Source organism: Listeria floridensis FSL S10-1187, assembly GCF_000525875.1.
GTDB lineage: Bacteria > Bacillota > Bacilli > Lactobacillales > Listeriaceae > Listeria > Listeria floridensis.
In genome coordinates this window covers 1-22,440 of record NZ_AODF01000015.1, presented here as the reverse complement: position 1 = coordinate 22,440, position 22,440 = coordinate 1, and the positions used below count along the sequence as shown (strand labels likewise).

Here is a 22,440-nt window from a genome sequence, read left to right as displayed (position 1 = left end):
AAAATCTCCTAATTTTCACGCTTGTAGAACGGTGTTGCAATAACTTCTGCTTTTATTTTTTTTATTTCTAACTTCGACTTCAACTTCTTGTCCAACCGTAGCATAATCTGCTTGAACGAGAACAAGGCCGAGGTTTTTACCCAGTGTAGGTGATTGCGTGCCGGAAGTGACTTCGCCAATTTCTTTACCGTCTGCAAATACTTTATAGCCGTGGCGCGGTATACCTCGTTCAATCATTTCAATCCCGACAATTTTACGCGGAACGCCTTCTTCTTTTTGTTTAATCAATGCTTCTTTTCCAATAAAATCCGCGTCTTTTTTAAGCTTTACAGCAAAGTTAAGGCGCGCCTCAAGTGGAGAAATGTCTTTCGAAAGCTCTTGCCCATAAAGCGCAAGATTCGCTTCAAAACGTAAAGTATCACGCGCGCCAAGCCCAATCGGTTTCACACCTGCATCAATTAACTTTTCAAAAATTTCTACCGTATCTTCTGCTTTTGTATAGATTTCAAACCCATCTTCGCCAGTGTAGCCTGTCCGAGAAATCAGAACTGTTTTACCAGCTACAACTGCATTATCAACAAAACCAAAGAAGGGAATAGCCGAAAGGTCAGTATCTGTTAACCCAGACAGAATTTTTTCAGCTTCTGGTCCTTGAACCGCAAGCTGTCCAAATTTGTTCGACTCATTTGAAACTGTTACGTCACCTTCGACGTGTTCTTTAAACCAGTTAAAATCTTTTTCTGTATTTGCTGCGTTCACAACAAGCAAATATCTATTCTCTTCCAATCGATAAGCTACGAGATCATCCACAACTCCGCCATTGTCATAGCAGACGATATTATATTGCGCACGTCCCGGCTCGATTGTTGCGATATTATTTGTAAGCATCTTGTCTAAGTATTTCGTGCTATCTGTTCCCTCTACTAAAATTTCCCCCATGTGTGAAACATCGAAAACACCAGCATGCGTTCTAACCGCTTCATGCTCTTCCTTGATTCCAGAAAATTGAACGGGTAGGTCCCATCCCCCGAAATCAATTGTTTTAGCCCCATACTTCGCATAAACCGGATGTAAAGGTGTTTGTAAAAGCTCTGTCAACATGAAAACCTCCTCTTAATTTTGTGCACAGGAAAAAGGCTTACCTAATCTCAATAAGCCCTGTCGTTTGCTTCACTCCAGAGTTGCGTCCTATAAGCATCCTTTTGCCTGAGAGTTTCACATAGTCCATGCTTTCCCCGTCGGCGCTGCTAGAGCAGTCTCTCTGCTTACACTCACCCGCGATTCTTCTATGTACTCTTTCCTTTTCTCTAGCTTACCATGCCAGCGATTGTTCGGCAAATAATAAGGTTATACGGATATATAACTGTTTTAACCAATAAATGTTCGTAATGAAAAGGCTTAACTTTATTATTTTTAACGAAATGTCCGTGTTGTTTATATTTTCACAATCTTTTTCACGAACGAAAAAAATTTTTTTTATACACTATGCATGACTTTTCCTGATAAAAAAATCTCTAAAAAACTTACTTTTAGGTAAAAATGCCCCATCACAGCTTAAAATCCATATTTAGCAAACGAGGAGTTTTATTATTTATGGAGAAAAAGAAGAGCAAGGGGGTGTGACACTTGCCAAAAACTATTCTTGAAAATCTGCTCCACTATGCCCTTTCCTTAAACGCAAGCGATATCCATCTTCATCCCTGTCCAAACGGTGCGTCGCTTCGCATTCGGGTTGCCGGGAGACTATATCCGTTTAAACTTCTTGATCAAGATGCTGCAGAAAAGCTGACTCTCTACTTAAAGTTTCAATCTGGTTTAGATATTGGCGAAAAACGCCTGCCCCAGTCTGGAACATTAGATTACGACTTCCGTTCTGAAAAAATTGCCCTACGCATCTCAACGCTGCCCCACTCTTCCGGTGCAGAAAGTATAGTTTTGAGGCTCTTTCGATACAACCGAGCCTTACCCTTTCTCGAATCAACACTTTTTTCAAATGAATCTCAGGCGATTCTTTCTTGTTGCACAAATCAAACTGGCCTGTTTTTGTTTTCTGGAAGCACAGGGAGTGGAAAATCCTCGTCTATGTATGCGCTTGCTGAAATATTCTCATCTAGAGAACTGCTTAGTGTTATCACGATTGAAGATCCTGTTGAGCATGGTAACAATGAATTCCTTCAAGTGGAAATTAACGAAAAGGCAGGGCTAGGATACAGCTCAGTCATTCGCTCCGTATTAAGGCATGACCCCGATTTATTGATTATTGGGGAAATCCGTGATTCGAAAACCGCTAAAATGGTCGTCCGTGCTGCCTTGACTGGTCATCTGGTTCTTAGCACCGTTCACGCCGACAGCCTATCTGGAATTATTGCACGAATGCTCGAATTTGAAATTCCAGAGGCACATTTGAAACAGGCACTTCTTGGAGTAAGCCATCAAAGCCTTCACAATGTGTATTGTCCGCTTTGTTTAGGAAATTGTGAGCTTTACTGCACACATCTTACCGAGAAGCAAACCGTATTATACGAGCAAGCAACGAAAAGCGCGACGCTAAGTCTACTCTTTTCTGGAGAAGAAAAAGCTGATGGCCTAAGCATTGCGCAACAAATTGAGAAAGGAGTTAATTATGGATTTTTTTGAAAAAAAACACGCTTGAATGATGATGGCGACTTTTTGATTCGGCTGGCTGAATTACTTGATCAAGGGTTTTCAATCGAAGTAGCCATTTCTTATCTATCAATCACTTCTCCGAAAGAACGACTGAGATACAAACAAATACTTACATCGCTTGAACAAGGAAATACTTTTTATACAGCCATCAAGCAAGCAAATTTTCCTGAATTTATTTCAGCCCCGATTTTTTATGCTGCAGAACACGGTTATTTTACTAAAACTTTGCATGAATGCGGAACGCTGTTAAAAAAAAAGAGCCGAACAAGAAAAAACACTTAAAAAAACCTTTCAATACCCTATCTTATTATTTTTGACCGTCATCATTGTGTTTTTCTTACTTCGCATTTTTCTACTTCCAAAATTTGATTTACTTTTCAGTCAAATTGGAGATCACCAAAATCTTTCCACTACTTTTACACTTTTTTTTGCTAAAACAACTTCCTCTTTTTTTTATTCCTTTTTACTTTATGTATTTTCTTTATCAGTATTCTTATTGTTCGAAAAAGCAAGCGCAAAGATGCTTTAAGTCGAGCTAAGTTCTTTGGGAAAATCCCATTCATTTCTGTATTTACAAGGCTGCACTATTCTCAAGTTTTTGCAAGAGAATGTGGCTACTTGCTTAAAAGTGGGCTTTCAGTGCAAAAAATGCTACAGCTTTTTATCAGTCCCCATTCTCCTGTGTTCTTTAAAGCAGTTGGTGATAAGCTACTTTCAATGTTAGAACGTGGATATCCGCTTGCAAATTCCGCTAATCAGCTTCATATTTTTGAGCCCGAATTAATTGCTATTATTCAACATGGAGAGAAAAATGCAACTATTGCGGAAGAAATGTTATTTTATTATGACTTGTGCCATCAAAAGATGATGGACAAAACAGAAAAACTATTTAGCTGGATACAACCTGTTGCTTTTCTAATCATCGGTCTATTAATTGTTTCCATTTATTTATCCATTCTCTTTCCAATGTTCAGTATGGTAGATCAAATTTAAAGGAAGTGTCATTATGAAAATTAACTGGCGAGACGAGCGAGGGTTTACGCTTGTGGAAATGCTTGTTGTTTTACTTGTTGTTAGTGTCCTACTTCTCCTTATCATTCCAAACCTCACTAAGCAGAGCAAATCGATCAACGACAAAGGCTGCAGCGCATTTGTGTCGATGGTTGAAACGCAAGTTCAAGCTTACGAGCTTGAGTACAATAAAATTCCAACATTCGATGATCTACATGCAAAAGGTTTTCTGTCCGATAAGCAGAAAAGTTGTCCAAATGGCAATCAAGTCGCTATCAATAGCGATGGAACCGTTCATGAAAAATAGGCGCATCAATCGAAACGGCTTTACTTTAATTGAAATGCTTATCGTTTTAGCGATTTTTATGATTCTTATCAGTTTATCTATTAAACCGGCATTTCAAGCCCTACAGCATATTGAGAAAAAACAATTTCTGCAAGTCATTAAAGCTGATATTTTTCTTGCTCAAACTCGTGCCTTAGTCACGAATCAGCCTATTACTCTTACATTTGAGGAAGATCGACTATTGATTCAAGAAAAAGGAGATCAGAAAACACAAGATCTTTACCCGAAAACTTTAAAGCTTAAGCAAAAAGAGCAATTTTCTTTCCTAGGCAAAAGCGGTCATATCAATCGGTTTACAACAGTGTTCTTTAAAGGACAGAGTAGGTCGTACAAATTGATTTTTCAAATCGGGAAAGGAAGATTTCGTTTTGAAGAAAATTAATGGTTTTTCACTAATTGAAAGTTTACTGTCTTTAAGTATTCTTTTACTTATCTGTACATTTCTTTTTCCGCTTATGCTTGGCATGATTCAACAATTAGACAAAGAAAAAGATTTTACTCTTTTACTGCAAAATATGCATAGCGAAATACAGATTTACCAAGGTGTCCAACATCAATCTACTACAGCCGATTATAAAATTGAGTTGAAACTTGAAGAAGGCAGGCGAATTATTTGTGGCACATCCCAAAAAAATCAAACATGCATTTCTGCCCGCTAGCAATGGTTTTACATTAATAGAAGCTCTTTTGTCTCTTTTCACAGTTGCTTCCGTCCTCACATTAGCTCCTCTAGTCCTGCAAGCAGAAAATCGAATTATTTCAGCTAGTCACATTAAAGCTTCATCAGAGTGGCACATCTTCTTAAAACAACTTCACGAAGAACGCAGTGGTCAGCAGCTTTCTAAAATACTCCCTCATGGCTTTTGTTTTATTGCTACTGACATGGATAAAGAAACCTGTTATTCTCAGTATAAATCAATTGTGCGCAAACAAGTTGATGGTCACGGGCATGAAACTGTTCTGACTGATATAGAAGATTTTCAAATCTTATCTCGCTCTAAATTTATTGAAGTTGCTGTTTCTTTTAACGATCATCATTTTTTACAAACAAAAATGCCTCTTTAGGATGTGTTTTTTATGAACCATAACGGATTCACACTTGTACTCACACTCATGCTATTATCCCTAACTTTAATTAATTTTTTCTTCAGCTATTAGCTTATTTAATCGCCAAATAAGCTTTGAAAAAAGTTGGCAATCCTACTATCACTATGTCATCTCAAGAGATTTATCATCATAAAAAAAACCGAGCTGTCAAGCCGTTTTCAACTTGACTGCTCGGATTTCCTAATTTAATAAGTTTTGCTTGGAATCACAATTAGTTCAGACATCTTTTTTTGTTTAACATCTATGACGCGCTCAAATTGATAACCATACAGCAGATACTTGCCGTTTGGCGAACTCAGAAGCGGGCGATTATCCAGCAACTCCATTACTGTGCTTTTTTTACCAGTCAGAGGGTTTATTACAATAAGTTTGTATTCACCTTGCAACGTTTTAAGCTTCCGACTTTTATAGGGCTCAAAACTTGCAAACATCTTCTTGGAAAAGTTCAAATCAAAATAAGGTATGAATGTACCGAGTTCATCATATTCTCGCGGCATTTCATATTTTGAGATTGTTTGAAAACCAGTAGTATGAAAATCATACGTAACAGCATCCGCTCTGTTAGAACGTTCCATCGTAATCAATAAATCTCGATTCGTCGCAAATTGTAAGATATTTGCTAAAATCAAACTTTCTTCTTCACAAGATCGGGTATCTTCTAAATATAGATTCCCTAACTCCTCTTTATTTGACTTACGATTTTCTAAGTAAAAATGATCACTATACCAGGAAACAAACGGTGAAGAAATAGGAATCGGCTCATAGGTGCTTTCTTTGAAATTATAAGCATGAGCTTGAAATGTGAAATCATGTTCATAAGTAACAATCATTATTTTTTCAGGCGTTTCTTGATTCCAATAAAAATTAGCAGCAAGCGGCTCCATTTCTAGGTGTTCAATCTCATCGCCTGTTTTACTATCATAGATAGTTAAGCCTGCTTGATTTGGATTTGAAGCCGCGTAAACAAAGAAGTATTCATAATCAGGACTAACTTTGATTTCAGATATGGTATTGCTCGTTTCAAAAATAGTTTTACTTTTACCAGAAAAAATTTGATAACGGATCAAATATGTTTTTCCAGAAGTCTGTTTTTGCAACAAAACAGTATTATTTGAAAGCCAGCCGATCGTTCGAATAAAATCGCCATTCTGGATATCAACCGATTGGATAGGTTGAGTTTCTGATTTGGTCTTTTTTTCTTCCTGTCGTTGCACGGAATTATCTTGTTGGCATCCAGATAGTACAAGAATAACCCCGATAAACAAAAAGAAAAACAGACTAATTCGATTTATTTTCATCGTTGGCCTCCATTCTATTCGTTACCATACAAACTACCCTTTTTAGAATACAGTAAAACCCTTTAGGAATAGAGGCTCTCTATCAATATCGTTTTTATGCTTCGCTGTTTGGTAGAACCAGCCAAGCAGCACCAATTACGCCAGCATCATTTCCTCGTGTCGCAATCGAAATTTTGGTTGATTCAAGTACTGTTGGGAATACCATTGTCTCAAAATGGCGTTTAACTGGATCAAGCAAAGCATCTCCCGCAGCTGAAACACCGCCGCCGATGATTATTTTCTCTGGATTTAACATGTTTCCGATGTGGCTAAGAGCAAGTGCTAAATAAAAAGAGATCTTTTCTACTACTTGCTTCGCAAATGGATCGCCATCTTTTTCAAAATCAAAGATTAGCTTCGAACTGATTTTCTTATCTGCATGAATCAATTCCACAAGTTTAGACTTGTCGTCAAATTGTTCAGCCATATCTTTCGCAACTCGAACAATTCCCGTCGCAGAAGCAACAGTTTCCAAGCAACCTTTCTTTCCGCACGTACACTGATATCCATTTTCAGGCATGACCGTTACGTGTCCAATTTCACCAGCTGCTCCGCGAATACCGTGCAAGATTTGTCCTTCTGCAAAGATACCACCACCGACGCCTGTTCCGAGTGTCACAAAAACTACGTTTGCTCCGCCTTCACCAGCACCTTTCCAGCGCTCACCAAGTGCAGCTACATTTGCATCGTTATCAAGAGCAATATCAAGACCTGTTAATCGTTTTAAGTCTTCTGAAACCGGTTGTTCTTCGACCCAATTTAAATTATATGCACCTTTAACAGTGCCAGTTTCATAGTTGACTGTTCCAGGAGTACCAAAGCCGATCCCATAAAATTCGTCGTTATCAATCTGTAAGTCTGTCAACTTCTGATTAATGCTATCACCAATATCACGAACAATATGCGACCCGTTATCCGAAATATCAGTTTTGATACTCCATTTTTCTTGAATTTCGCCTTCTTTTGTCAAAATCGCAATCTTTGCTGTAGTTCCACCTAAATCAACACCGATTAATTTCTTTTCCATTTCGACTTGCTCCTTCTACTCACTGCCCAGAATGGCTGTTTTTCTTTTGTTCCTTGATTAGTTCTTGTTTTAATATGCTTCGTGCACGTGCATATCTTTCACGTTCAATCATTTGATGCTTGAAAAGTTCGGTCAACTCATGTTCCATCATTTCAATATCATACTCGCGCTTTCCCAAATAAACGATGATGCCATATTTCTTCAACAGCTGCGCGACATCATACACTGAATTCATAATGATCCCTCTTGCTTTTGCATATTTTTTTGGAGCTCGTTATAAAAATCTTGATACACTTTTTCTGAAGATAGATTTTTAGCCAGTTCAGCCTGCTTCAATGCTTCCTTATGATTTCCCTCACGCATATAACAAACAGCTAAGATATAATGTGGCTGCGGCAGTTCATTATTCAAGAAAACAGCCTCTGAAGCTCTTTTCTTCGCTTCACCAAAGTCTTGCTTTTGTAGCGCTTGTCCTGCCATGAGCGTATTACTGTATTCATCTGCATTGCCGCTTTCATCCAAATAACGGAAAATCTTGTCTGCTTCTTTAGGCTTACCTTTTTGCAAGTAGTATTGAGCTACACCATTTGAAAGAGCCGGATCTGCTTCATCATCTGAACGATTGAATCCCATGAACAGAAACAATCCTGCCAAAATGATAACAGCGGCTCCATACAGCCCACGTCGAAGATTAAAGTATTGCTGCGGTAGAGAAAGAACACCTGCTAAGAAAAATCCACCAACAAGCCCGCCGACATGCCCAGCTAAATCAATGTTTGGCATAAATAAGTCAAGTACAAGATTAATTCCAACTAATACAGCAATATTTACACCAATCGTTTTAGCATAAAGGTGCGGTTTTAACACAACCACATAGAGCAGACAGCCAAATAGAGCGAACACGGCAGTACTTGATCCGACCGCCACATTATTATTTAGCGCAAAACCTGCAATGTTTCCTGCAATACCGCCAAGCAGCAGAATGACAGCATAACGCCATCTGCCGTACAATCGTTCTGCCCACGGACCGACAATATAAAGCATTAAACAGTTGGCCGCAATGTGCATAAAACCTGTGTGTAAAAAGATCGGTGAAATGAAACGCCACCATTCACCTTCATAGATCAGCGGATTAAACTTGGCTCCCCACTCTACCAATGAATATGTGCTAAGTTGGCTGTCTTTTAAAAAGACCCAAATAAAGTAAAGCATTTGCATCAAAATAAATGTGTAGGTAACGAATGGCTTGGTTGTACGGGCTTTTTGTTCTTCATCGTTTACTTTCTTTGTAATGTATGTGATTACTGATTGACGTTCATTAACAACCAGATCATCTGTAATTTCATTTTCGACATGGAAAGTGCCTCTAGGTATTTGAAGTTTTTCTTCAAGTGCTTCTAAATGGTCGTTAAGCTGCTCAGATGACACAAGCAGGTTTTGAATTGTAATTTTTTCAGTTTCATTTTGAACTTTATCTTGAAATAACCCATGTTCACCCACAGGAACAAAAGGTGTAATATAAATGTTGGCGACCTGAAGATTCGTTGCCCCCATCTGTTTGCGAAGATTTTCGGCCACCGTAAATGTGTGACTGACGTCCCTTTCTACAACACTCGTCCATCCGAGTTCACGAATTTGAATGCGTATCACAGGACGTGTTTTTTGGCTGGGATTTTCTAACCAGAGTTCGTGCTTTTCTTCATGAAGGTGAATCAAGCGATAGTTTTCTTGCTCTAAAAAATAGTTAGTTAACCGCCAGAAAATATAGTTTTCTTGGAGACTCAAAAGATTCCCTGCTTTCTATCGAATTTGCCAATTATATTTACTACTATACGCAAAAAAACAGGCGTTGTAAACAACAGAACCTGTTTTTAAGAATTTTTATCACAATCTCTTTTTATTAAACTGAAAGCAGCTTTTTAACGGGGATATCATGGGCTTCAGGAATTATTTCTCGGCTAAGCTGTTCTGAAAAAAGCAGTGAGATCGTATCGCCAGAAAAATCTGTTAAAAAGCGATCATAGAATCCTCCTCCAAAACCAATCCGATACCCCTCGGAGTTAAATAACACACCAGGGACGATCAAAAGATCCAATTTTTTCTTTGGAATGAGTTCTGCTTCACTATTAGGTTCAAGCAAATCAAACTTTTTACGAATCAGCCGGTCTCCTTTTTGATACTTACGAAACTGCATCTTGTTCCCCGGATAGATTGTTTCTGGAATTGCTGTTGTTTTTCCTGCTTCCCATGCTTTTAAAATAATGGTTTCTGTATTAATTTCTGGATAGCGAGACAACGTAATCCCTATCGTATGAGCGCGCTTCCATTGCTCGGTTTGGAAAAGAAGGGATGCAAGCTGATCCGACTTCTCTTTATGATCCTTTTTTTCAAGACTTTCCAAGCGTTTCAACGTTTCTTTTCTGAGTTCTGTTTTATCCATCTTCAAACTCCTCCCTAAAAGGAAAAAAGCAACAGGAAAATCTGCTGCTTACTTCGTTTCGCGGTGCAAAGTTACACGGCGTAATCTTGGACAATATTTTTTTAGTTCAATACGTTCAGGATTTTCACGTTTATTTTTAGTCGTAATGTAATTACGATCACCACATTCAGTGCACTCTAAAGTAATATTTACGCGCATCTTTTTCCCTCCAAATCTGCATGAAAGATTATTTAATAACCTGTATAATGATATCATCTTTCCCGCATTTCTGCAAGGTCGGGCGACACTTTTCTTTTTAATTTCTTTACAAAACGCAATTTCCATAGCCAAGGGCTTATCTTTGTGTTATAAATAGAAGGTAGAAGTATAGGGAAAAGAGGTGTTACTCCATAATGACAGTCGTAATTATTATCCTTCTTGTTGCGGCGATTGCGCTTTTTGTTCTTTCTTTTATGCAAAAAGGCGATAACAAACAATTAGAAACAGAACTTGAAGAAGTAGCTTCACAGCTCATGCATGAAAACTACGAGTTGAAAAAGCGTGTTTCAGCGCTTGAAAAGTTGATGAATCCTGAAAACGGACAAACTACCGATCTTCCTGCTGAAACGGAAGAAAGTACAGATTTGAGTCCGAAAATGAAAGATTTGCTTAAAAAACAAGTAATCACTCTTTATACAACAGGAATTGCAACAGATGAAATCGTCGAACAAATCGCGCTTCCAAGAGAAGAAGTGGAACAAATTATCGAGGAATACTTGGAACATTAATTCCAATTGAATAAAACATGGCGAGAAAGGAGCACACCCTTTGAAGAACAATTTAAGGATGATTGCTGTTGGTCTCTTAATCTCAGCAGCAGTATTGTTTGTTTTCAACCAATTCTTTACTACAAAAACGGATGCTGCTGTCGAAACCAAGAAAACAGAAACAAAAGCAAAAGACTGAAACAACAACCTCAAAAGAAAACAGCGATACATGGAAGAAAAAATATGAAAAACTGCTAGCTGAACAAGAACTTGAGAAAAACAAAGCAGCAGAAGAAAAACGCTTAGCTGAACAAAAGAAAAACGAAGTTAAAAAATACAAACTAGTAATTGCAAAAGGCGATCCTTCGTCAAAAGCAAGTCAAGATCTTGAGAAAAACGGCATTGTTAAAAGTGCAACCGAATTTGAGAAGTTCTTAAAGCAAAATAACTACGAAAAATATATTCGTGACGGCTCTTATGAAGTAACGAATAAAATGACGTATGATCAAATCGCTAAAAAATTAGCACACAAATAAAAAAGATTGCCCTCACCGGGCAATCTTTTTTATTTATCTTCTTTATTAAACCGAGGTTTGCGCGGACGATCATTTCCGCCATTTCCCCGTCCTTTAAAATCTTTGTTATCACGAGGCTTCTTCTCTTCATAGCCTTCTGGTTTTTCAAGTAACGCCTTACGTGACAAGTTCACACGGCCTTGATTATCGACTTCGATCACTTTAACCGTTACTTCGTCGCCAAGTTTAAGTACGTCCTCTACCTTGCCCACTCGTTCATAAGCAAGTTCCGAAATATGCACAAGTCCATCAGTACCCTTAAAGAGTTCCACAAACGCACCAAATTTTTCAATTCGGCGTACTTTACCAGTGTAAATTTCACCAACCTGAACTTCGCGCACGATGTCTTCAATAATCGCCATTGCTTTTTTGTTCATCGCTTCATCCTGCGACGCAATGTAGATTGTTCCGTCCTGTTCAATATCAATTTTCACGCCAGTTTCATCGATAATTTGGTTGATTTGTTTTCCACCAGGTCCAATAACATCCTTGATTTTTTCTTCTTTAATATGCATCGTCATGATTTTCGGTGCATATGCTGATAGATGCTCACGTGGTGCACTGATTGTTGTCATTAAGTGCTCAAGAATGTGAAGACGTCCAGCTTTTGCCTGCGTAAGAGCTTCCTCTAAAATTTGACGGCTTAAACCATCAATTTTGATATCCATTTGTAGCGCTGTAATACCATCACGTGTTCCTGCCACTTTAAAGTCCATATCCCCGAAATGATCTTCCATTCCTTGAATGTCGGAAAGGATCGTGTAATCTTCACCGAGCTTCACAAGCCCCATTGCAATACCAGCAACAGGTGCCTTGATCGGCACACCAGCATCCATAAGAGCAAGTGTCGATCCGCAAATACTTGCTTGCGAACTTGATCCGTTTGATTCAAGCACTTCCGATACAAGACGCACTGTATACGGGAATGATTCTTCATCTGGAATAACATAGGAAAGTGCACGCTCGCCTAAAGCTCCATGCCCGATTTCACGACGTCCTGGTCCACGACGCGGTCCAGTTTCGCCCACACTGAATTGTGGGAAGTTATAATGATGCATGAAACGCTTATATTCTTCGGCACCAAGCCCATCAATAATTTGGTGTTCACGCAGTGGTGCAAGCGTACAAACACTCAGTGCTTGCGTTTGTCCACGCGTAAAAAGACCTGAACCATGAACGCGAGGAAGTAGTCCCACTTCAGAAGACAGCGGACGAATTTCATCCACTTTACGGCCGTCTGGACGGATTTTTTCCTGCGAAATCAAACGACGCATTTCATCTTTTTCAATGATTTCAAGAATTTGTGCGACTTCATCCAACACATCTTCTTCATTTTCCAGTTCTTTTACCTTATAGCTTTCAAGCACTTCTTCCTTCACAGCGTCAATAGCTGCTTCACGTGCTTTTTTCTCTTCTGTTTGAATCGCTTGTTTCATTTTCGCTTCGCTGACAGCCTTCACTTCTCTTTCAAGTTCAGGGTCAGTTACGAAAAGTTCGATTTCACGTTTTTCTTTCCCAACTGCTTTTACAATTTCTTCTTGGAATTTGCAAAGGCGTTTAATTTCTTCATGACCAAACATGATCGCTTCAAGCATAGCTTCTTCTGATACTTCTTTCGCACCAGCTTCTACCATATTGATTGCATCATAAGTTCCGGCAACCGTTAGCGAGATATCGCTTTTCTCGGCTTGTTCCATTGTTGGATTGATGATGTATTCACCATCAACACGACCCACTTCAACTCCTGCAATTGGTCCGTCAAACGGAATATCTGAGATGCAAAGCGAAATAGAAGAACCAAGCATTGCAGCCATTTCAGGCGAGCAATCTTGTTCTACACTGAAAACCGTAGATGTAATTTGAACCTCATTACGAAATCCTTCTGCAAAGAGCGGTCGAATCGGACGATCAATTAAGCGAGCCGTAAGTGTTGCACGGTCACTTGGACGCCCTTCGCGTTTTAAAAATCCACCTGGTACTTTACCAACAGAGTACATTTTTTCTTCATAGTTCACTGTAAGCGGGAAAAAGTCACCCGGTCTTGGTTTTTTCGATCCGACAGCCGCAGTTAAAACCGCTGTATCCCCGAAACGAACCATTGCCGCTCCGCTCGCTTGTTTAGCCAGCTGGCCTACTTCAATTGCAAGCGTTTTGCCCGCAAGCTCAGTCGTGAAGACTTGTTTTTCAGACATATTTTCACTTCTCCTTTTTATTCGGAGCGTAGAACTTTACCATGCATAGATTCTTTCATGCACACTTCTTTTTTGAAGCACACATGAATCCAAAAACCTGCCAGATGACGTATCTTCTAGCACGTTTTTGGATTCATGCGATAAAGCTACAAACGCTCAATTCATTTTTCTTTAAAAAAAAGCGGGAAACCAAGAAGTATCCCGCTTTTTCCAGTCTAGTTTTTAACGACGTAAACCTAAACGTTTGATAAGTTCGCGGTAACGTTGTACATCTTTATTACGAAGATAAGTAAGCAGGTTACGACGGTGACCTACCATTTTCATTAGTCCTCTGTAAGAATGATGATCTTTCTTGTGTACACGAACGTGATCATTCAAGCTGTTGATTTCCGCAGTAAGTACAGCAATTTGTACCTCTGGAGAACCAGTATCAGTATCATGGACACGATATTCAGCGATAATCTTATTCTTTGCTTCTTGAGTTAAAGCCATGTTAACTCCACCTCCTTCATTTCTAATCCCCTGTCACTGAGCGAAGCGTTGGTGATTCGCATACGCCAAGTAAAGGTTCTTTTCGTACAGAATTAAAGATACACTAATTTTTTGGGAAAAGCAAGCAAAAATAGAGTTTTTCTGCCAAGTTTGACCCAGCAAATTTATTTGGCGAAGTAGGCCCGCGTATTCGCCTCATCTTGTTTAAGTTGCTCGATCAACCCTTCCATGCCGCTGAATTTCATCTCTGGGCGGAAGAAATGGTACCATTCAATTTCTGCTTCTTCTCCGTATATTTCTCGATCAAAATCGAGAATAAAGACTTCAATTGACATTTCTTGATCCGTCTTAAACGTGACATTATAGCCAATGCTTGCCATCCCAGCATAGCTTTTCCCGCCGATAATAAACTTAACCGCATAAATCCCAAGCTTAGGAATCAAGTAATCATCTTCAATTTTCATATTAGCCGTCGGGAACCCAAGCGTGCGTCCACGTTTATCTCCGTGAATCACAGTCCCTTTAATTTTATAAGGATACCCTAACAGTTCATCAGCCGTATCCAAGTCTCCACTTTCAATTGCACTTCGAATCTTCGTGGAACTGATTTTTGCGGCAAAAGCTTCCTGTTTGTTAATCGTTGTTACATCAAAACGACCTTTCGCATAGCCAGCAAGATCTTGCATCTTACCTGCACCTTTTTTTCCATAAGAATAATCAAAGCCTGCTACAACATGTTTCGCGCCAAGCGCTACTAAATAGTCTTCAACAAACGCTTCTGGCGAAAGATTGGCAAAAGCAGCCGTAAAACGTACTACATAGACAATATCCACGCCAAGCTGTTCAAGTTTTTCGAGTTTTTCATGAAGCGGCGTTAAGTAATGAATCTGTTTCCTTGTCTTGCCTAAAACGACCGACGGATGAGGATCGAATGTAAGTACAGCTGTTTTTTCACCATGCTCATCCGCAATCCGTTTTGCTTCTTTAATAACCGCTTGATGCCCGCGATGAACCCCATCAAAAAATCCGAGTGCAATCGTTTTTGGATCGCTGTTTTCTACTTCAATATCAGGGTGATGCAAAAAATAAGTTTCCATGATTTCTTCTCCTCTATCAAAATTCCCATTTATCATAATACAATATATTGCATCCATGCAATAATGTGGATCGCTAACCTTAGGTTTCACGTAATTCGATAACCTTCTCCGGTTTCCACTTGCCAGGTTTATTCGGATGCGGTCTGTAAATAGCCGTTAGTTTTTCATGAAATAACAGTGCCGCAATATCCGGTTTGGCATCCACATCTCCACTGAAAAGTTCTGTTTGATCGAGAACGGCTCCGTTTAAAACACGCTCATATAGCTCGCTTGATAAGGCAATTTGCGGCATATTGGATACCCCTAATTCTAGCGGATGAAGGAAGTCAAATTTGTTTGCAAGGACTTTTTCTTCGATGTCAGAAAGCGTGGCGCAGTTTTCTACCGAAAAAAAACCACTTTTAGTACGTTCAAGCGCCGACATGTGTGCCGGATATCCGAGCGCCTCGCCGATCATAACCGCAAGCGTGCGAATATATGTCCCCTTGCCGCAGCGAATGCGTAGTTTAAAACTCGGGTTATCTTGTGTTAGTGCGCCACTGTCAAGCCGTTTCAGCTCGTTAATTGTAACGATTCGTTTCGGTCGCTCTACTGTTTCTCCAGCACGTGCATATTCATATAGTTTGCGCCCGTTTACTTTGACAGCCGAATACATCGGCGGAGTTTGAGTGATATCCCCGGTCAACCTTTGTAGTACAGCTTCAAGTTCCGCTTCTTCTATTTGTGCCGAAATAGCCTTTTCAGCGACAACTTCACCGGTTTGATCTTCCGTTTCCGTACTCGTACCAAGCGTGATTTCTGCCACATATTCTTTGCCTTCATCTGTCAAATATTCGGCTAGTTTTGTTGCGCGTCCGATACAAATTGGCAAAACTCCAGCCACAGCTGGGTCAAGCGTTCCAGTATGTCCCACTTTTTTGGTTTTTAAAATTTTACGCAACTTAAAGACACAGTCATGACTTGTCATACCTGGTTCTTTATAAAGCGCGATTATTCCGTCCATCTTAGCTCGCATCCTCCTTTTCAAACAAAAAAGCCGAAACGAAAACGCCTTATCCGTTTTGTTTCGGCTCCTGTTTCAGCTGTCTTTATTTAAGTCGCGCAGCAGTTCGTCAATTCGATTACCGTATTCAAGCGAACTGTCGATTTCAAACAGAATCTCAGGAACTTTGCGTAAACTCATCCGGTTGCCGATTTCAGAGCGAATAAAGCCGTGTGCCTTCTCAAGCGCGAGAAGTGTTTGTTCGCGTTCTTTTTCATTTCCAAGGATGGAAATATAGACCGTCGCTTGTTGCAAATCTCCTGTTACTTCAATATCCGTAATCGTGATAAAACCTAAACGAGGATCTTTGATTTTTCGGTTTAAAATATCGCCGAGTTCTTTTTTCATTTGCTCCGCAACCCGATTTGCTCTTACACTCATTTTGTTCACCTCTATAACCACTCGGTTTCAGTTTGATGCCTCTCCCATTCAGGAAAAGAATCTAGAAACGCGAGAACTTGATCTGCTTCTTTTTCGCCTTGAATGCGAGTATCAGATATGACTGCAAAACCAATTTCAGTTCGCTGCCACTTATCTTGATACCCGATTTCGGCGATTGAAACATTAAATTTTTGACGTGCACGTGTTAAAATTCGCTTTAACACGGCACGTTTTGCTTTTAAATTTGTTGCGTCGTATATGAGAAATTCACAAACGACACTTCGAACCATCATTTCCGTTCAATTTCTTCCATCACAAAGGCTTCGATCACATCGTCTTCTTTAATATCGTTAAAGTTCTCGATCGTGATCCCACATTCATAACCTTTAGCTACTTCTTTGGCATCATCTTTAAAGCGTTTAAGTGATGAAAGTTGTCCTTCAAATACAACGATACCATCACGAATCAAGCGGACTCCGCTGTCTCGTGTGATTTTACCGTCAGTAACAAAACAGCCGGCAATTGTACCGATTTTTGATACGTTAAACGTTTGGCGAACTTGAGCTTGTCCGATAATTTTTTCTTCGTATTCTGGATCAAGCATCCCTTTCATCGCTGCTTCGATTTCTTCAATTGCTTTATAAATAACGCGGTGTAAACGAATATCCACACTTTCATTTACAGCTGCTTCACGAGCTTGTGTTGTCGGACGAACGTTAAAGCCGATAATAATCGCATTCGATGCTGCTGCAAGTGTGATATCAGATTCATTGATTGCACCTACAGCTGTATGAATGATTTTGACATTAACACCTTCCACTTCAATTTTACGAAGGGATGCGGCTAAAGCTTCAACAGAACCTTGTACGTCCGCTTTGATGATAACGTTCACTTCTTTCATTTCTCCAGCTTTCATGTGTTCAAACAAGTTGTCAAGGCTGACACGGTTTGTCGCAGAACGTTGTGCTTGAAGTGCTTTTGATGCACGTGATTCCCCAACTGAACGCGCTGTTTTTTCATCCTCAAAGACTACAAAACGGTCGCCTGCTTGTGGTACATCATTTAACCCAGTAATTTCAACCGGCGTACTTGGTCCGACTTTTTTAACACGGCGTCCAAGATCATTCACCATCGCACGTACACGTCCAAATGTGCTTCCGACAACGATTGGATCTCCAACATGAAGCGTTCCGTCTTGGACAAGAAGTGTCGCAACAGAACCGCGCCCTTTATCAAGCTCTGCTTCTACAACCGTACCGATCGCACGACGATCTGGATTTGCTTTTAACTCTTCCACCTCAGAAACAAGCAGAATCATATCAAGCAAGTTATCAAGACCTTCACCAAACTTCGCAGAGATTGGCGCGAAAATAGTATCGCCGCCCCATTCTTCTGGAATAAGCTCATATTCAGTCAGTTCTTGCATTACTCGTTCAGGGTTTGCTTGCGGTTTATCAATTTTATTGACAGCTACGATAATTGGCATCTTAGCCGCTTTCGCATGGTTGATCGCTTCAATCGTTTGTGGCATAACTCCATCATCTGCTGCAACAACGAGAATCGTAATATCCGTAATTTGCGCTCCACGGGCACGCATTGCTGTAAAGGCCGCGTGCCCAGGTGTATCAAGGAATGTAATTTTCTTACCACGCACATCCAACTGATAAGCACCGATATGCTGCGTAATTCCGCCGGCTTCGCCGAGCGTCACTTTCGTGTTGCGCAGTGAATCGAGCAAGGTTGTTTTCCCGTGATCGACGTGTCCCATGATCGTTACAACTGGTGGACGTTCTTCAAGGTGTCCTGCATCTTCTTCTTCAGCACTTTCAAAATACACATCAAGATCTGTAATATCTACTTTGATTTCTTCTTCAACTTCAACCCCGTATTCTGCACAGATTAGTTCAATTGCATCTTTATCAAGCTCTTGATTGATCGTTGCTACGACGCCAAGCATAAAGAGTTTTTTAATGATTTCAGATGGCTCGCGTCCAAGTTTTTTCGCAAGTTCTGTAACTGTAAGTGACTCTGTGAAAACAACCTTTTCCGGAAGTGGTTTAGGTTTTGGCGGTGTAATTGGCGATGCAAACGTATTTTGTTTCGCCTTTTTCTTGCCTTTTCCGCCGCGATTTTGATTAAATCCGCCGCGTTGATTGTTTCTTCCGCCGCCGCGGTTTTGGTTATTCCCGCCACCAAAGCGATTACCGCCTTGACCTTGGTTACGATTTTGATTCGAGCCTTGTGGTTTTGAACCAGTCGAACCCTGCGTCTTCGCTTGACCAGAAGATTGCGGTTTCGATTGATTCGAGCTTTGTTGTTTTGCTACACTCGATGAATTGTTTGATACAGCATTTTTGTTTGATGAATGAGAAGGACGATTATTGCCTTTATTGACACCAGCTGTATTAGCCGGTTTGTTATCTTTTGGTTTTTGGTTTTCGTTTTTATTCAGTTTGTTTGGCTCCTTACTGTTCCCTGCGCCTTGCGGTTTTACACTCTTAACCGGAGCAGGATTTTTATTCTCTTTATTTGAAAATGATTGATCAAGTTGTCTTAACGCATTGTCATTGATTGTAGACATATGATTTGATACTTCAATCCCTAAGCCGCGTAATTTTTCAATGATTTCTTTACTAGAAACTTGTTGCTTTTTTGCATACTCATATACACGAATTTTACTCATGCCGTACACCTCCACTAGGTAATCAACCGAGCAGTTCTTTTAGTTTCTTAGCAAATCCTTTGTCGAGAATAGCGATGATCGCGCGCGACTCTTTGCCGATCGCACCTCCTAATTCTTCCCGAGTTAACAGTTTCCTTAGGTCGACCTCGTAGTATTCGCATTTATTCCGGATTTTCTTTTCGGTTCCGCTTGAAACATCACCAGCTAAAAGAACAAGCGATGCTTTTCCGCTTCGAATTGCTTTTAAAACTAATTCTTCTCCGGTTGTTATTTTCTTTGCACGATAGGCAAGACCGAGGAGTTGGAGAAATTTTTCATCCATGATGTTCTCCCTCAAGCGATTTTACATAGCTAATTAACTCGTCGTAAAATCCATCTTGCTCTTTCATTTTTAATTGCTGAAACAAAGCGTTTTTTGCTTTGGCACGCTCGGCAACAGCTACATCTTTTTTAATATAAAAGCCGCGTCCAAGTGCTTTCCCACTCGGATCAATTGTAAGCGTCCCTTCTTTGGAATAAGCAATCCGTAGAAGTTCTTGCTTCGGTAAACGTTCACCGGTTATAATGCACTTCCTTAACGGGATTTTTTTGTTACGCATGTTCGGCTCTCCTTTATTCTTCATCTTCCGAAACGATTTCGGTTTCTACCGCTGTTTCTTCTGTTTCTTGAACAGGCGCTTCCTCGCGCGGATAAATACCCATTTCACGGGCAACGGTTTCACTCTTAATATCAATTTTCCAACCCGTAAGCTTAGCTGCAAGACGAGCGTTTTGGCCGCGTTTTCCAATAGCCAGCGAAAGCTGATAATCAGGGACGACAACGGTTGTCGCTTGCTCCTCTTCATTTACAATAACATCGAGAACTTTTGAAGGGCTAAGTGCGTTCGCAACAAACGTATAAGGATCATCCGACCATTCTACGATATCAATTTTTTCGCCTTTCAACTCGTTCACAATCGTTTGGACACGTGCACCTTTTGGCCCTACACAAGCACCAACTGCATCTACTTCCGGATCTGCCGTATAAACAGAAATCTTAGAGCGATCGCCTGCTTCGCGAGCAACCGATTTAATTTCGACAATTCCTTCATAAATCTCAGGAACTTCCATTTCAAAAAGTCGTTTCAAAAGTCCTGGATGTGTTCTTGAAACAAAGATTTGCGGACCCTTTGTCGTTTTTTCAACTTTGGTCAAATACACTTTGATTCGGTCATGCGGACGATACGTTTCATTCGGCATTTGTTCATTTTGCGAAAGAATTGCTTCAATTTTGCCGAGGTTCACATAAATGAAACGTGAATCCTGACGCTCAACAATCCCTGTCATGATATCATCTTCACGATCAATAAACTCATCATAAATGATACCACGTTCTGCTTCGCGAACACGTTGAGTAACAACCTGCTTCGCGGTTTGCGCAGCAATTCGACCAAAGTCTTTTTGGCGTTACTTCAAGTTCAACTACATCTCCAACTTTATAGACGGGATTCAGTTTATGTGCCTCATCAAGCGACATTTCAAGACGAGAGTCAAAAACTTGATCAACCACATCTTTTCTTGCAAAAACTTTAATTGAACCTTTTTCAGGGTTAAAATCAACACGAACATTTTGTGCTTGATTAAAATTGCGTTTATATGCGGAGACAAGTGCCGCTTCGATTGCTTCTACGATTACATCTGGGGAAATTCCTTTATCATGTTCCAAAACATGAAGAGCATCTAGTAATTCTGTGCTCATTTTTTATTCACTCCTTATTCATTTTTTTAAAATTCAATGGCTAGACGTGCTTTGGCCACTTTGTCTTTTGGAATCACACATGTTATTTTACGTGTTTTATCCTTGATCTCTACCTTGAGCTCGGTTCCGTCGTAGGAAAGAAGCGTTCCCTCCCACATTTTGCGACCATCAATTTGTTCATAGGCTGTTACATGAACATATTCGCCCACGGCTTTTTCGAAATCTGCTTCCTTTTTAAGAGGACGTTCAGCACCTGGTGATGAAACTTCGAGAAAGTAATTTTGTGTGATTGGATCGGATTCATCCAATTTTTCACTTACCTTTTCACTAACGAGCGCGCATTCATCAATATCAATGCCGCCTTCTTTATCGATAAAGATTCGTAAAAACCAATTTTTTCCTTCTTTTTCAAATGCTAAATCGACAAGTTCAAAACCCAGTTCATCGGTAATAGGCGTAACAAGTTCCTCTACTTGGTCTAAAACCTTACTCATTTCAGCCTCCTTAGAGATATGCTCTGCTCTTCTTGCGGCTCTCACCAAACCACCGCAAAATGAAAGAGTGGGCAAAAGCCCACTCTTAGCTGAGTTATCGTTGTATTTCACCTGTAATAATAGCATAGTTTCACAAATTTAGCAAATCCGCCGTTTTTACGGTTTTTGTTAAAATAGCGACAGTTGGTTTTGATCAGGCAATCCTTCAAGACATCCTTGATCGTCCATGTATTGAATGATCGTCTTCGAAACCTTCCCACGCTGCTGCAAATCTTCTTTCGAGAGAAACTCCCCATCCGCACGCGCTGCAACAATTTGACGCGCAACGTTTGTTCCAAGACTCGGAATCGCATTAAATGGTGGAATCAATGTATCTCCTTCAATCACAAACTCGTCAGCCTTTGATTTGTATAAATCAACCTTCTGGAATTTGTAGCCGCGAGCGAGCATTTCATTCGCAATTTCAAGCACCGTCAGCAAATTCTTTTCCTTGGTAGAGGCTTCGAGTCCTTTGTCATTAATCTCTTTCATAACAGCCTTAACCGCTTCGCGTCCGTTCACCATTGCAGTGAGATCAAAGTCATCAGCACGAACCGAGAAATACGTAGCATAGAAATAAAGCGGATGATGCACCTTGAAATAGGCAATCCGAACTGCCATCAGTACATAAGCAGCTGCATGGGCTTTCGGGAACATATATTTAATCTTTTTACATGAATCAATATACCAAGCCGGTACATTGTTTTCGATCATTGCAGCTTCCATTTCCTCAGTTAGCCCTTTCCCTTTCCGAACAGATTCCATAATCCGGAAAGCAAGAGAACTTTCGAGTCCTTGATAAATCAAGAACACCATGATATCATCCCGACAACCGATGACATCCGGCAATTCACAAATTTTATTTTTGATCAGCTCTTCAGCGTTGCCGAGCCAAACATCCGTCCCGTGAGACAATCCTGAAATCTGAACCAGCTCAGAAAATGTTGTCGGTTTGGTTTGTTCAAGCATTTGACGAACAAATCGCGTTCCAAATTCCGGTATACCGAGCGTTCCAGTCTTAGAATC

25 protein-coding genes, 3 pseudogenes and 1 riboswitch are annotated in these 22,440 nt (G+C 40.1%); of the genes and pseudogenes, 9 read left to right on the top strand and 19 right to left on the bottom strand.

Annotation, left to right across the window (positions count from 1 at the left end):
- Positions 1-8: 8 nt before the first annotated feature.
- Positions 9-1,098: pseudogene (gene gcvT, locus MFLO_RS07190) on the bottom strand (glycine cleavage system aminomethyltransferase GcvT).
- Between the two features lie 86 nt (positions 1,099-1,184).
- A riboswitch (glycine riboswitch) is annotated at positions 1,185-1,275 on the bottom strand.
- A gap of 351 nt (positions 1,276-1,626) precedes the next feature.
- Here gcvT and comGA point away from each other — a divergent pair.
- The 7 genes from comGA to comGF all read left to right on the top strand — a co-directional run bounded on the left by comGA (position 1,627) and on the right by comGF (position 5,089).
- Positions 1,627-2,637, top strand: coding sequence for a competence type IV pilus ATPase ComGA (comGA, locus tag MFLO_RS16345; protein WP_036097282.1), 1,011 nt, complete (start codon positions 1,627-1,629; stop codon positions 2,635-2,637).
- A 12-nt stretch (positions 2,638-2,649) separates the two neighbouring features.
- Entirely contained in the window at positions 2,650-2,949 is a 300-nt protein-coding gene (locus MFLO_RS16815; protein ID WP_277619770.1) for a type II secretion system F family protein, read from the top strand.
- Between the two features lie 192 nt (positions 2,950-3,141).
- Positions 3,142-3,660 (top strand): type II secretion system F family protein, encoded by a 519-nt coding sequence (locus MFLO_RS16810; protein ID WP_338151507.1) that lies wholly within the window; start codon positions 3,142-3,144, stop codon positions 3,658-3,660.
- Positions 3,661-3,673: 13 nt separating this feature from the next.
- Complete coding sequence (gene comGC / locus MFLO_RS07175) at positions 3,674-3,985, top strand: competence type IV pilus major pilin ComGC (RefSeq protein ID WP_036097281.1); 312 nt, start codon at positions 3,674-3,676, stop codon at positions 3,983-3,985.
- Positions 3,975-4,406 carry a competence type IV pilus minor pilin ComGD gene (comGD, locus tag MFLO_RS07170; protein ID WP_036097280.1) on the top strand — a complete coding sequence of 144 codons (432 nt, stop codon included), beginning with the start codon at positions 3,975-3,977 and terminating at the stop codon, positions 4,404-4,406. The genes comGC and comGD overlap by 11 nt, the downstream gene beginning before the upstream one ends.
- On the top strand, positions 4,393-4,683 hold the full coding sequence (locus MFLO_RS15685; protein WP_036097279.1) for a hypothetical protein: 291 nt from the start codon (positions 4,393-4,395) through the stop codon (positions 4,681-4,683). The genes comGD and MFLO_RS15685 overlap by 14 nt, the downstream gene beginning before the upstream one ends.
- Positions 4,616-5,089 carry a competence type IV pilus minor pilin ComGF gene (comGF, locus tag MFLO_RS07160; protein ID WP_077913184.1) on the top strand — a complete coding sequence of 158 codons (474 nt, stop codon included), beginning with the start codon at positions 4,616-4,618 and terminating at the stop codon, positions 5,087-5,089. The genes MFLO_RS15685 and comGF overlap by 68 nt, the downstream gene beginning before the upstream one ends.
- Positions 5,090-5,316: 227 nt before the next feature.
- Here comGF and MFLO_RS07155 read toward each other — a convergent pair whose 3' ends face one another.
- The 6 genes from MFLO_RS07155 to rpmG all read right to left on the bottom strand — a co-directional run bounded on the left by MFLO_RS07155 (position 5,317) and on the right by rpmG (position 10,133).
- Entirely contained in the window at positions 5,317-6,429 is a 1,113-nt protein-coding gene (locus tag MFLO_RS07155; protein ID WP_036097278.1) for a YqgU-like beta propeller domain-containing protein, read from the bottom strand.
- A gap of 94 nt (positions 6,430-6,523) precedes the next feature.
- Positions 6,524-7,495 (bottom strand): ROK family glucokinase, encoded by a 972-nt coding sequence (locus MFLO_RS07150; protein WP_036097277.1) that lies wholly within the window; start codon positions 7,493-7,495, stop codon positions 6,524-6,526.
- Positions 7,496-7,514: 19 nt separating this feature from the next.
- Complete coding sequence (locus tag MFLO_RS07145) at positions 7,515-7,730, bottom strand: YqgQ family protein (protein ID WP_036097276.1); 216 nt, start codon at positions 7,728-7,730, stop codon at positions 7,515-7,517.
- Complete coding sequence (locus tag MFLO_RS07140; protein WP_036097275.1) at positions 7,727-9,280, bottom strand: rhomboid family intramembrane serine protease; 1,554 nt, start codon at positions 9,278-9,280, stop codon at positions 7,727-7,729. Before MFLO_RS07140 ends, MFLO_RS07145 begins: the two co-directional genes overlap by 4 nt.
- A gap of 115 nt (positions 9,281-9,395) precedes the next feature.
- Positions 9,396-9,935 carry a 5-formyltetrahydrofolate cyclo-ligase gene (locus MFLO_RS07135; RefSeq protein WP_036097274.1) on the bottom strand — a complete coding sequence of 180 codons (540 nt, stop codon included), beginning with the start codon at positions 9,933-9,935 and terminating at the stop codon, positions 9,396-9,398.
- Between the two features lie 48 nt (positions 9,936-9,983).
- Positions 9,984-10,133 (bottom strand): 50S ribosomal protein L33, encoded by a 150-nt coding sequence (rpmG, locus tag MFLO_RS07130; RefSeq protein WP_003719608.1) that lies wholly within the window; start codon positions 10,131-10,133, stop codon positions 9,984-9,986.
- Between the two features lie 194 nt (positions 10,134-10,327).
- Between rpmG and MFLO_RS07125 the strand changes: the two genes are divergently transcribed.
- Together MFLO_RS07125 and MFLO_RS07120 are read left to right on the top strand one after the other, a co-directional pair.
- Positions 10,328-10,702 (top strand): hypothetical protein, encoded by a 375-nt coding sequence (locus tag MFLO_RS07125; RefSeq protein WP_036097273.1) that lies wholly within the window; start codon positions 10,328-10,330, stop codon positions 10,700-10,702.
- A gap of 40 nt (positions 10,703-10,742) precedes the next feature.
- Positions 10,743-11,217 (top strand): annotated as a pseudogene (locus tag MFLO_RS07120) (endolytic transglycosylase MltG).
- A 29-nt stretch (positions 11,218-11,246) separates the two neighbouring features.
- Here MFLO_RS07120 and pnp read toward each other — a convergent pair.
- From pnp to MFLO_RS07060, 12 genes and pseudogenes are all read right to left on the bottom strand, one after another.
- A complete protein-coding gene (pnp, locus tag MFLO_RS07115) occupies positions 11,247-13,448 on the bottom strand; it encodes a polyribonucleotide nucleotidyltransferase (protein ID WP_036097272.1) in 2,202 nt (733 codons plus the stop codon).
- A gap of 222 nt (positions 13,449-13,670) precedes the next feature.
- The gene (gene rpsO / locus MFLO_RS07110; protein WP_036097271.1) at positions 13,671-13,940 is read right to left on the bottom strand and encodes a 30S ribosomal protein S15; all 270 of its coding nucleotides are present in this window, start codon (positions 13,938-13,940) and stop codon (positions 13,671-13,673) included.
- Between the two features lie 164 nt (positions 13,941-14,104).
- Complete coding sequence (locus tag MFLO_RS07105) at positions 14,105-15,037, bottom strand: bifunctional riboflavin kinase/FAD synthetase (protein WP_036097270.1); 933 nt, start codon at positions 15,035-15,037, stop codon at positions 14,105-14,107.
- A 79-nt stretch (positions 15,038-15,116) separates the two neighbouring features.
- On the bottom strand, positions 15,117-16,040 hold the full coding sequence (truB, locus tag MFLO_RS07100) for a tRNA pseudouridine(55) synthase TruB (RefSeq protein ID WP_036097269.1): 924 nt from the start codon (positions 16,038-16,040) through the stop codon (positions 15,117-15,119).
- A gap of 75 nt (positions 16,041-16,115) precedes the next feature.
- Positions 16,116-16,460 carry a 30S ribosome-binding factor RbfA gene (gene rbfA / locus MFLO_RS07095; protein ID WP_036097268.1) on the bottom strand — a complete coding sequence of 115 codons (345 nt, stop codon included), beginning with the start codon at positions 16,458-16,460 and terminating at the stop codon, positions 16,116-16,118.
- Between the two features lie 11 nt (positions 16,461-16,471).
- Positions 16,472-16,750 (bottom strand): DUF503 domain-containing protein, encoded by a 279-nt coding sequence (locus tag MFLO_RS07090; RefSeq protein ID WP_036097332.1) that lies wholly within the window; start codon positions 16,748-16,750, stop codon positions 16,472-16,474.
- Positions 16,750-19,143, bottom strand: a complete 2,394-nt coding sequence (infB, locus tag MFLO_RS07085; protein ID WP_036097267.1) for a translation initiation factor IF-2 — start codon at positions 19,141-19,143, stop codon at positions 16,750-16,752. Before infB ends, MFLO_RS07090 begins: the two co-directional genes overlap by 1 nt.
- Positions 19,144-19,165: 22 nt before the next feature.
- Entirely contained in the window at positions 19,166-19,465 is a 300-nt protein-coding gene (locus tag MFLO_RS07080; protein ID WP_036097266.1) for a YlxQ family RNA-binding protein, read from the bottom strand.
- The gene (gene rnpM, locus MFLO_RS07075; RefSeq protein WP_036097265.1) at positions 19,458-19,742 is read right to left on the bottom strand and encodes an RNase P modulator RnpM; all 285 of its coding nucleotides are present in this window, start codon (positions 19,740-19,742) and stop codon (positions 19,458-19,460) included. The genes MFLO_RS07080 and rnpM overlap by 8 nt, the downstream gene beginning before the upstream one ends.
- Before the next feature lie 13 nt (positions 19,743-19,755).
- A pseudogene (gene nusA, locus MFLO_RS07070) lies at positions 19,756-20,881 on the bottom strand (transcription termination factor NusA).
- 26 nt (positions 20,882-20,907) lie between these two features.
- Positions 20,908-21,375: a ribosome maturation factor RimP gene (gene rimP, locus MFLO_RS07065; protein WP_036097264.1), complete on the bottom strand. Its 468-nt coding sequence runs from the start codon at positions 21,373-21,375 to the stop codon at positions 20,908-20,910.
- 168 nt (positions 21,376-21,543) lie between these two features.
- On the bottom strand, positions 21,544-22,440 hold an 897-nt coding region (locus MFLO_RS07060; protein ID WP_036097263.1), incomplete at its 5' end, for a helix-hairpin-helix domain-containing protein.

Bases quoted from the DNA above. Each gene is read 5' to 3' on its own strand.
- comGC (WP_036097281.1), top strand. From the start codon at position 3,674: ATGAAAATTAACTGGCGAGACGAGCGAGGGTTTACGCTTGTGGAAATG.
- comGD (WP_036097280.1), top strand. From the start codon at position 3,975: ATGAAAAATAGGCGCATCAATCGAAACGGCTTTACTTTAATTGAAATG.
- MFLO_RS07155 (WP_036097278.1), bottom strand. From the start codon at position 6,429: ATGAAAATAAATCGAATTAGTCTGTTTTTCTTTTTGTTTATCGGGGTT.
- MFLO_RS07150 (WP_036097277.1), bottom strand. From the start codon at position 7,495: ATGGAAAAGAAATTAATCGGTGTTGATTTAGGTGGAACTACAGCAAAG.
- MFLO_RS07145 (WP_036097276.1), bottom strand. From the start codon at position 7,730: ATGAATTCAGTGTATGATGTCGCGCAGCTGTTGAAGAAATATGGCATC.
- MFLO_RS07135 (WP_036097274.1), bottom strand. From the start codon at position 9,935: ATGGATAAAACAGAACTCAGAAAAGAAACGTTGAAACGCTTGGAAAGT.
- rpmG (WP_003719608.1), bottom strand. From the start codon at position 10,133: ATGCGCGTAAATATTACTTTAGAGTGCACTGAATGTGGTGATCGTAAT.
- MFLO_RS07125 (WP_036097273.1), top strand. From the start codon at position 10,328: ATGACAGTCGTAATTATTATCCTTCTTGTTGCGGCGATTGCGCTTTTT.
- pnp (WP_036097272.1), bottom strand. From the start codon at position 13,448: ATGTCTGAAAAACAAGTCTTCACGACTGAGCTTGCGGGCAAAACGCTT.
- rpsO (WP_036097271.1), bottom strand. From the start codon at position 13,940: ATGGCTTTAACTCAAGAAGCAAAGAATAAGATTATCGCTGAATATCGT.
- MFLO_RS07105 (WP_036097270.1), bottom strand. From the start codon at position 15,037: ATGGAAACTTATTTTTTGCATCACCCTGATATTGAAGTAGAAAACAGC.
- truB (WP_036097269.1), bottom strand. From the start codon at position 16,040: ATGGACGGAATAATCGCGCTTTATAAAGAACCAGGTATGACAAGTCAT.
- rbfA (WP_036097268.1), bottom strand. From the start codon at position 16,460: ATGAGTGTAAGAGCAAATCGGGTTGCGGAGCAAATGAAAAAAGAACTC.
- MFLO_RS07090 (WP_036097332.1), bottom strand. From the start codon at position 16,750: ATGGTTCGAAGTGTCGTTTGTGAATTTCTCATATACGACGCAACAAAT.
- infB (WP_036097267.1), bottom strand. From the start codon at position 19,143: ATGAGTAAAATTCGTGTATATGAGTATGCAAAAAAGCAACAAGTTTCT.
- MFLO_RS07080 (WP_036097266.1), bottom strand. From the start codon at position 19,465: ATGGATGAAAAATTTCTCCAACTCCTCGGTCTTGCCTATCGTGCAAAG.
- rnpM (WP_036097265.1), bottom strand. From the start codon at position 19,742: ATGCGTAACAAAAAAATCCCGTTAAGGAAGTGCATTATAACCGGTGAA.
- rimP (WP_036097264.1), bottom strand. From the start codon at position 21,375: ATGAGTAAGGTTTTAGACCAAGTAGAGGAACTTGTTACGCCTATTACC.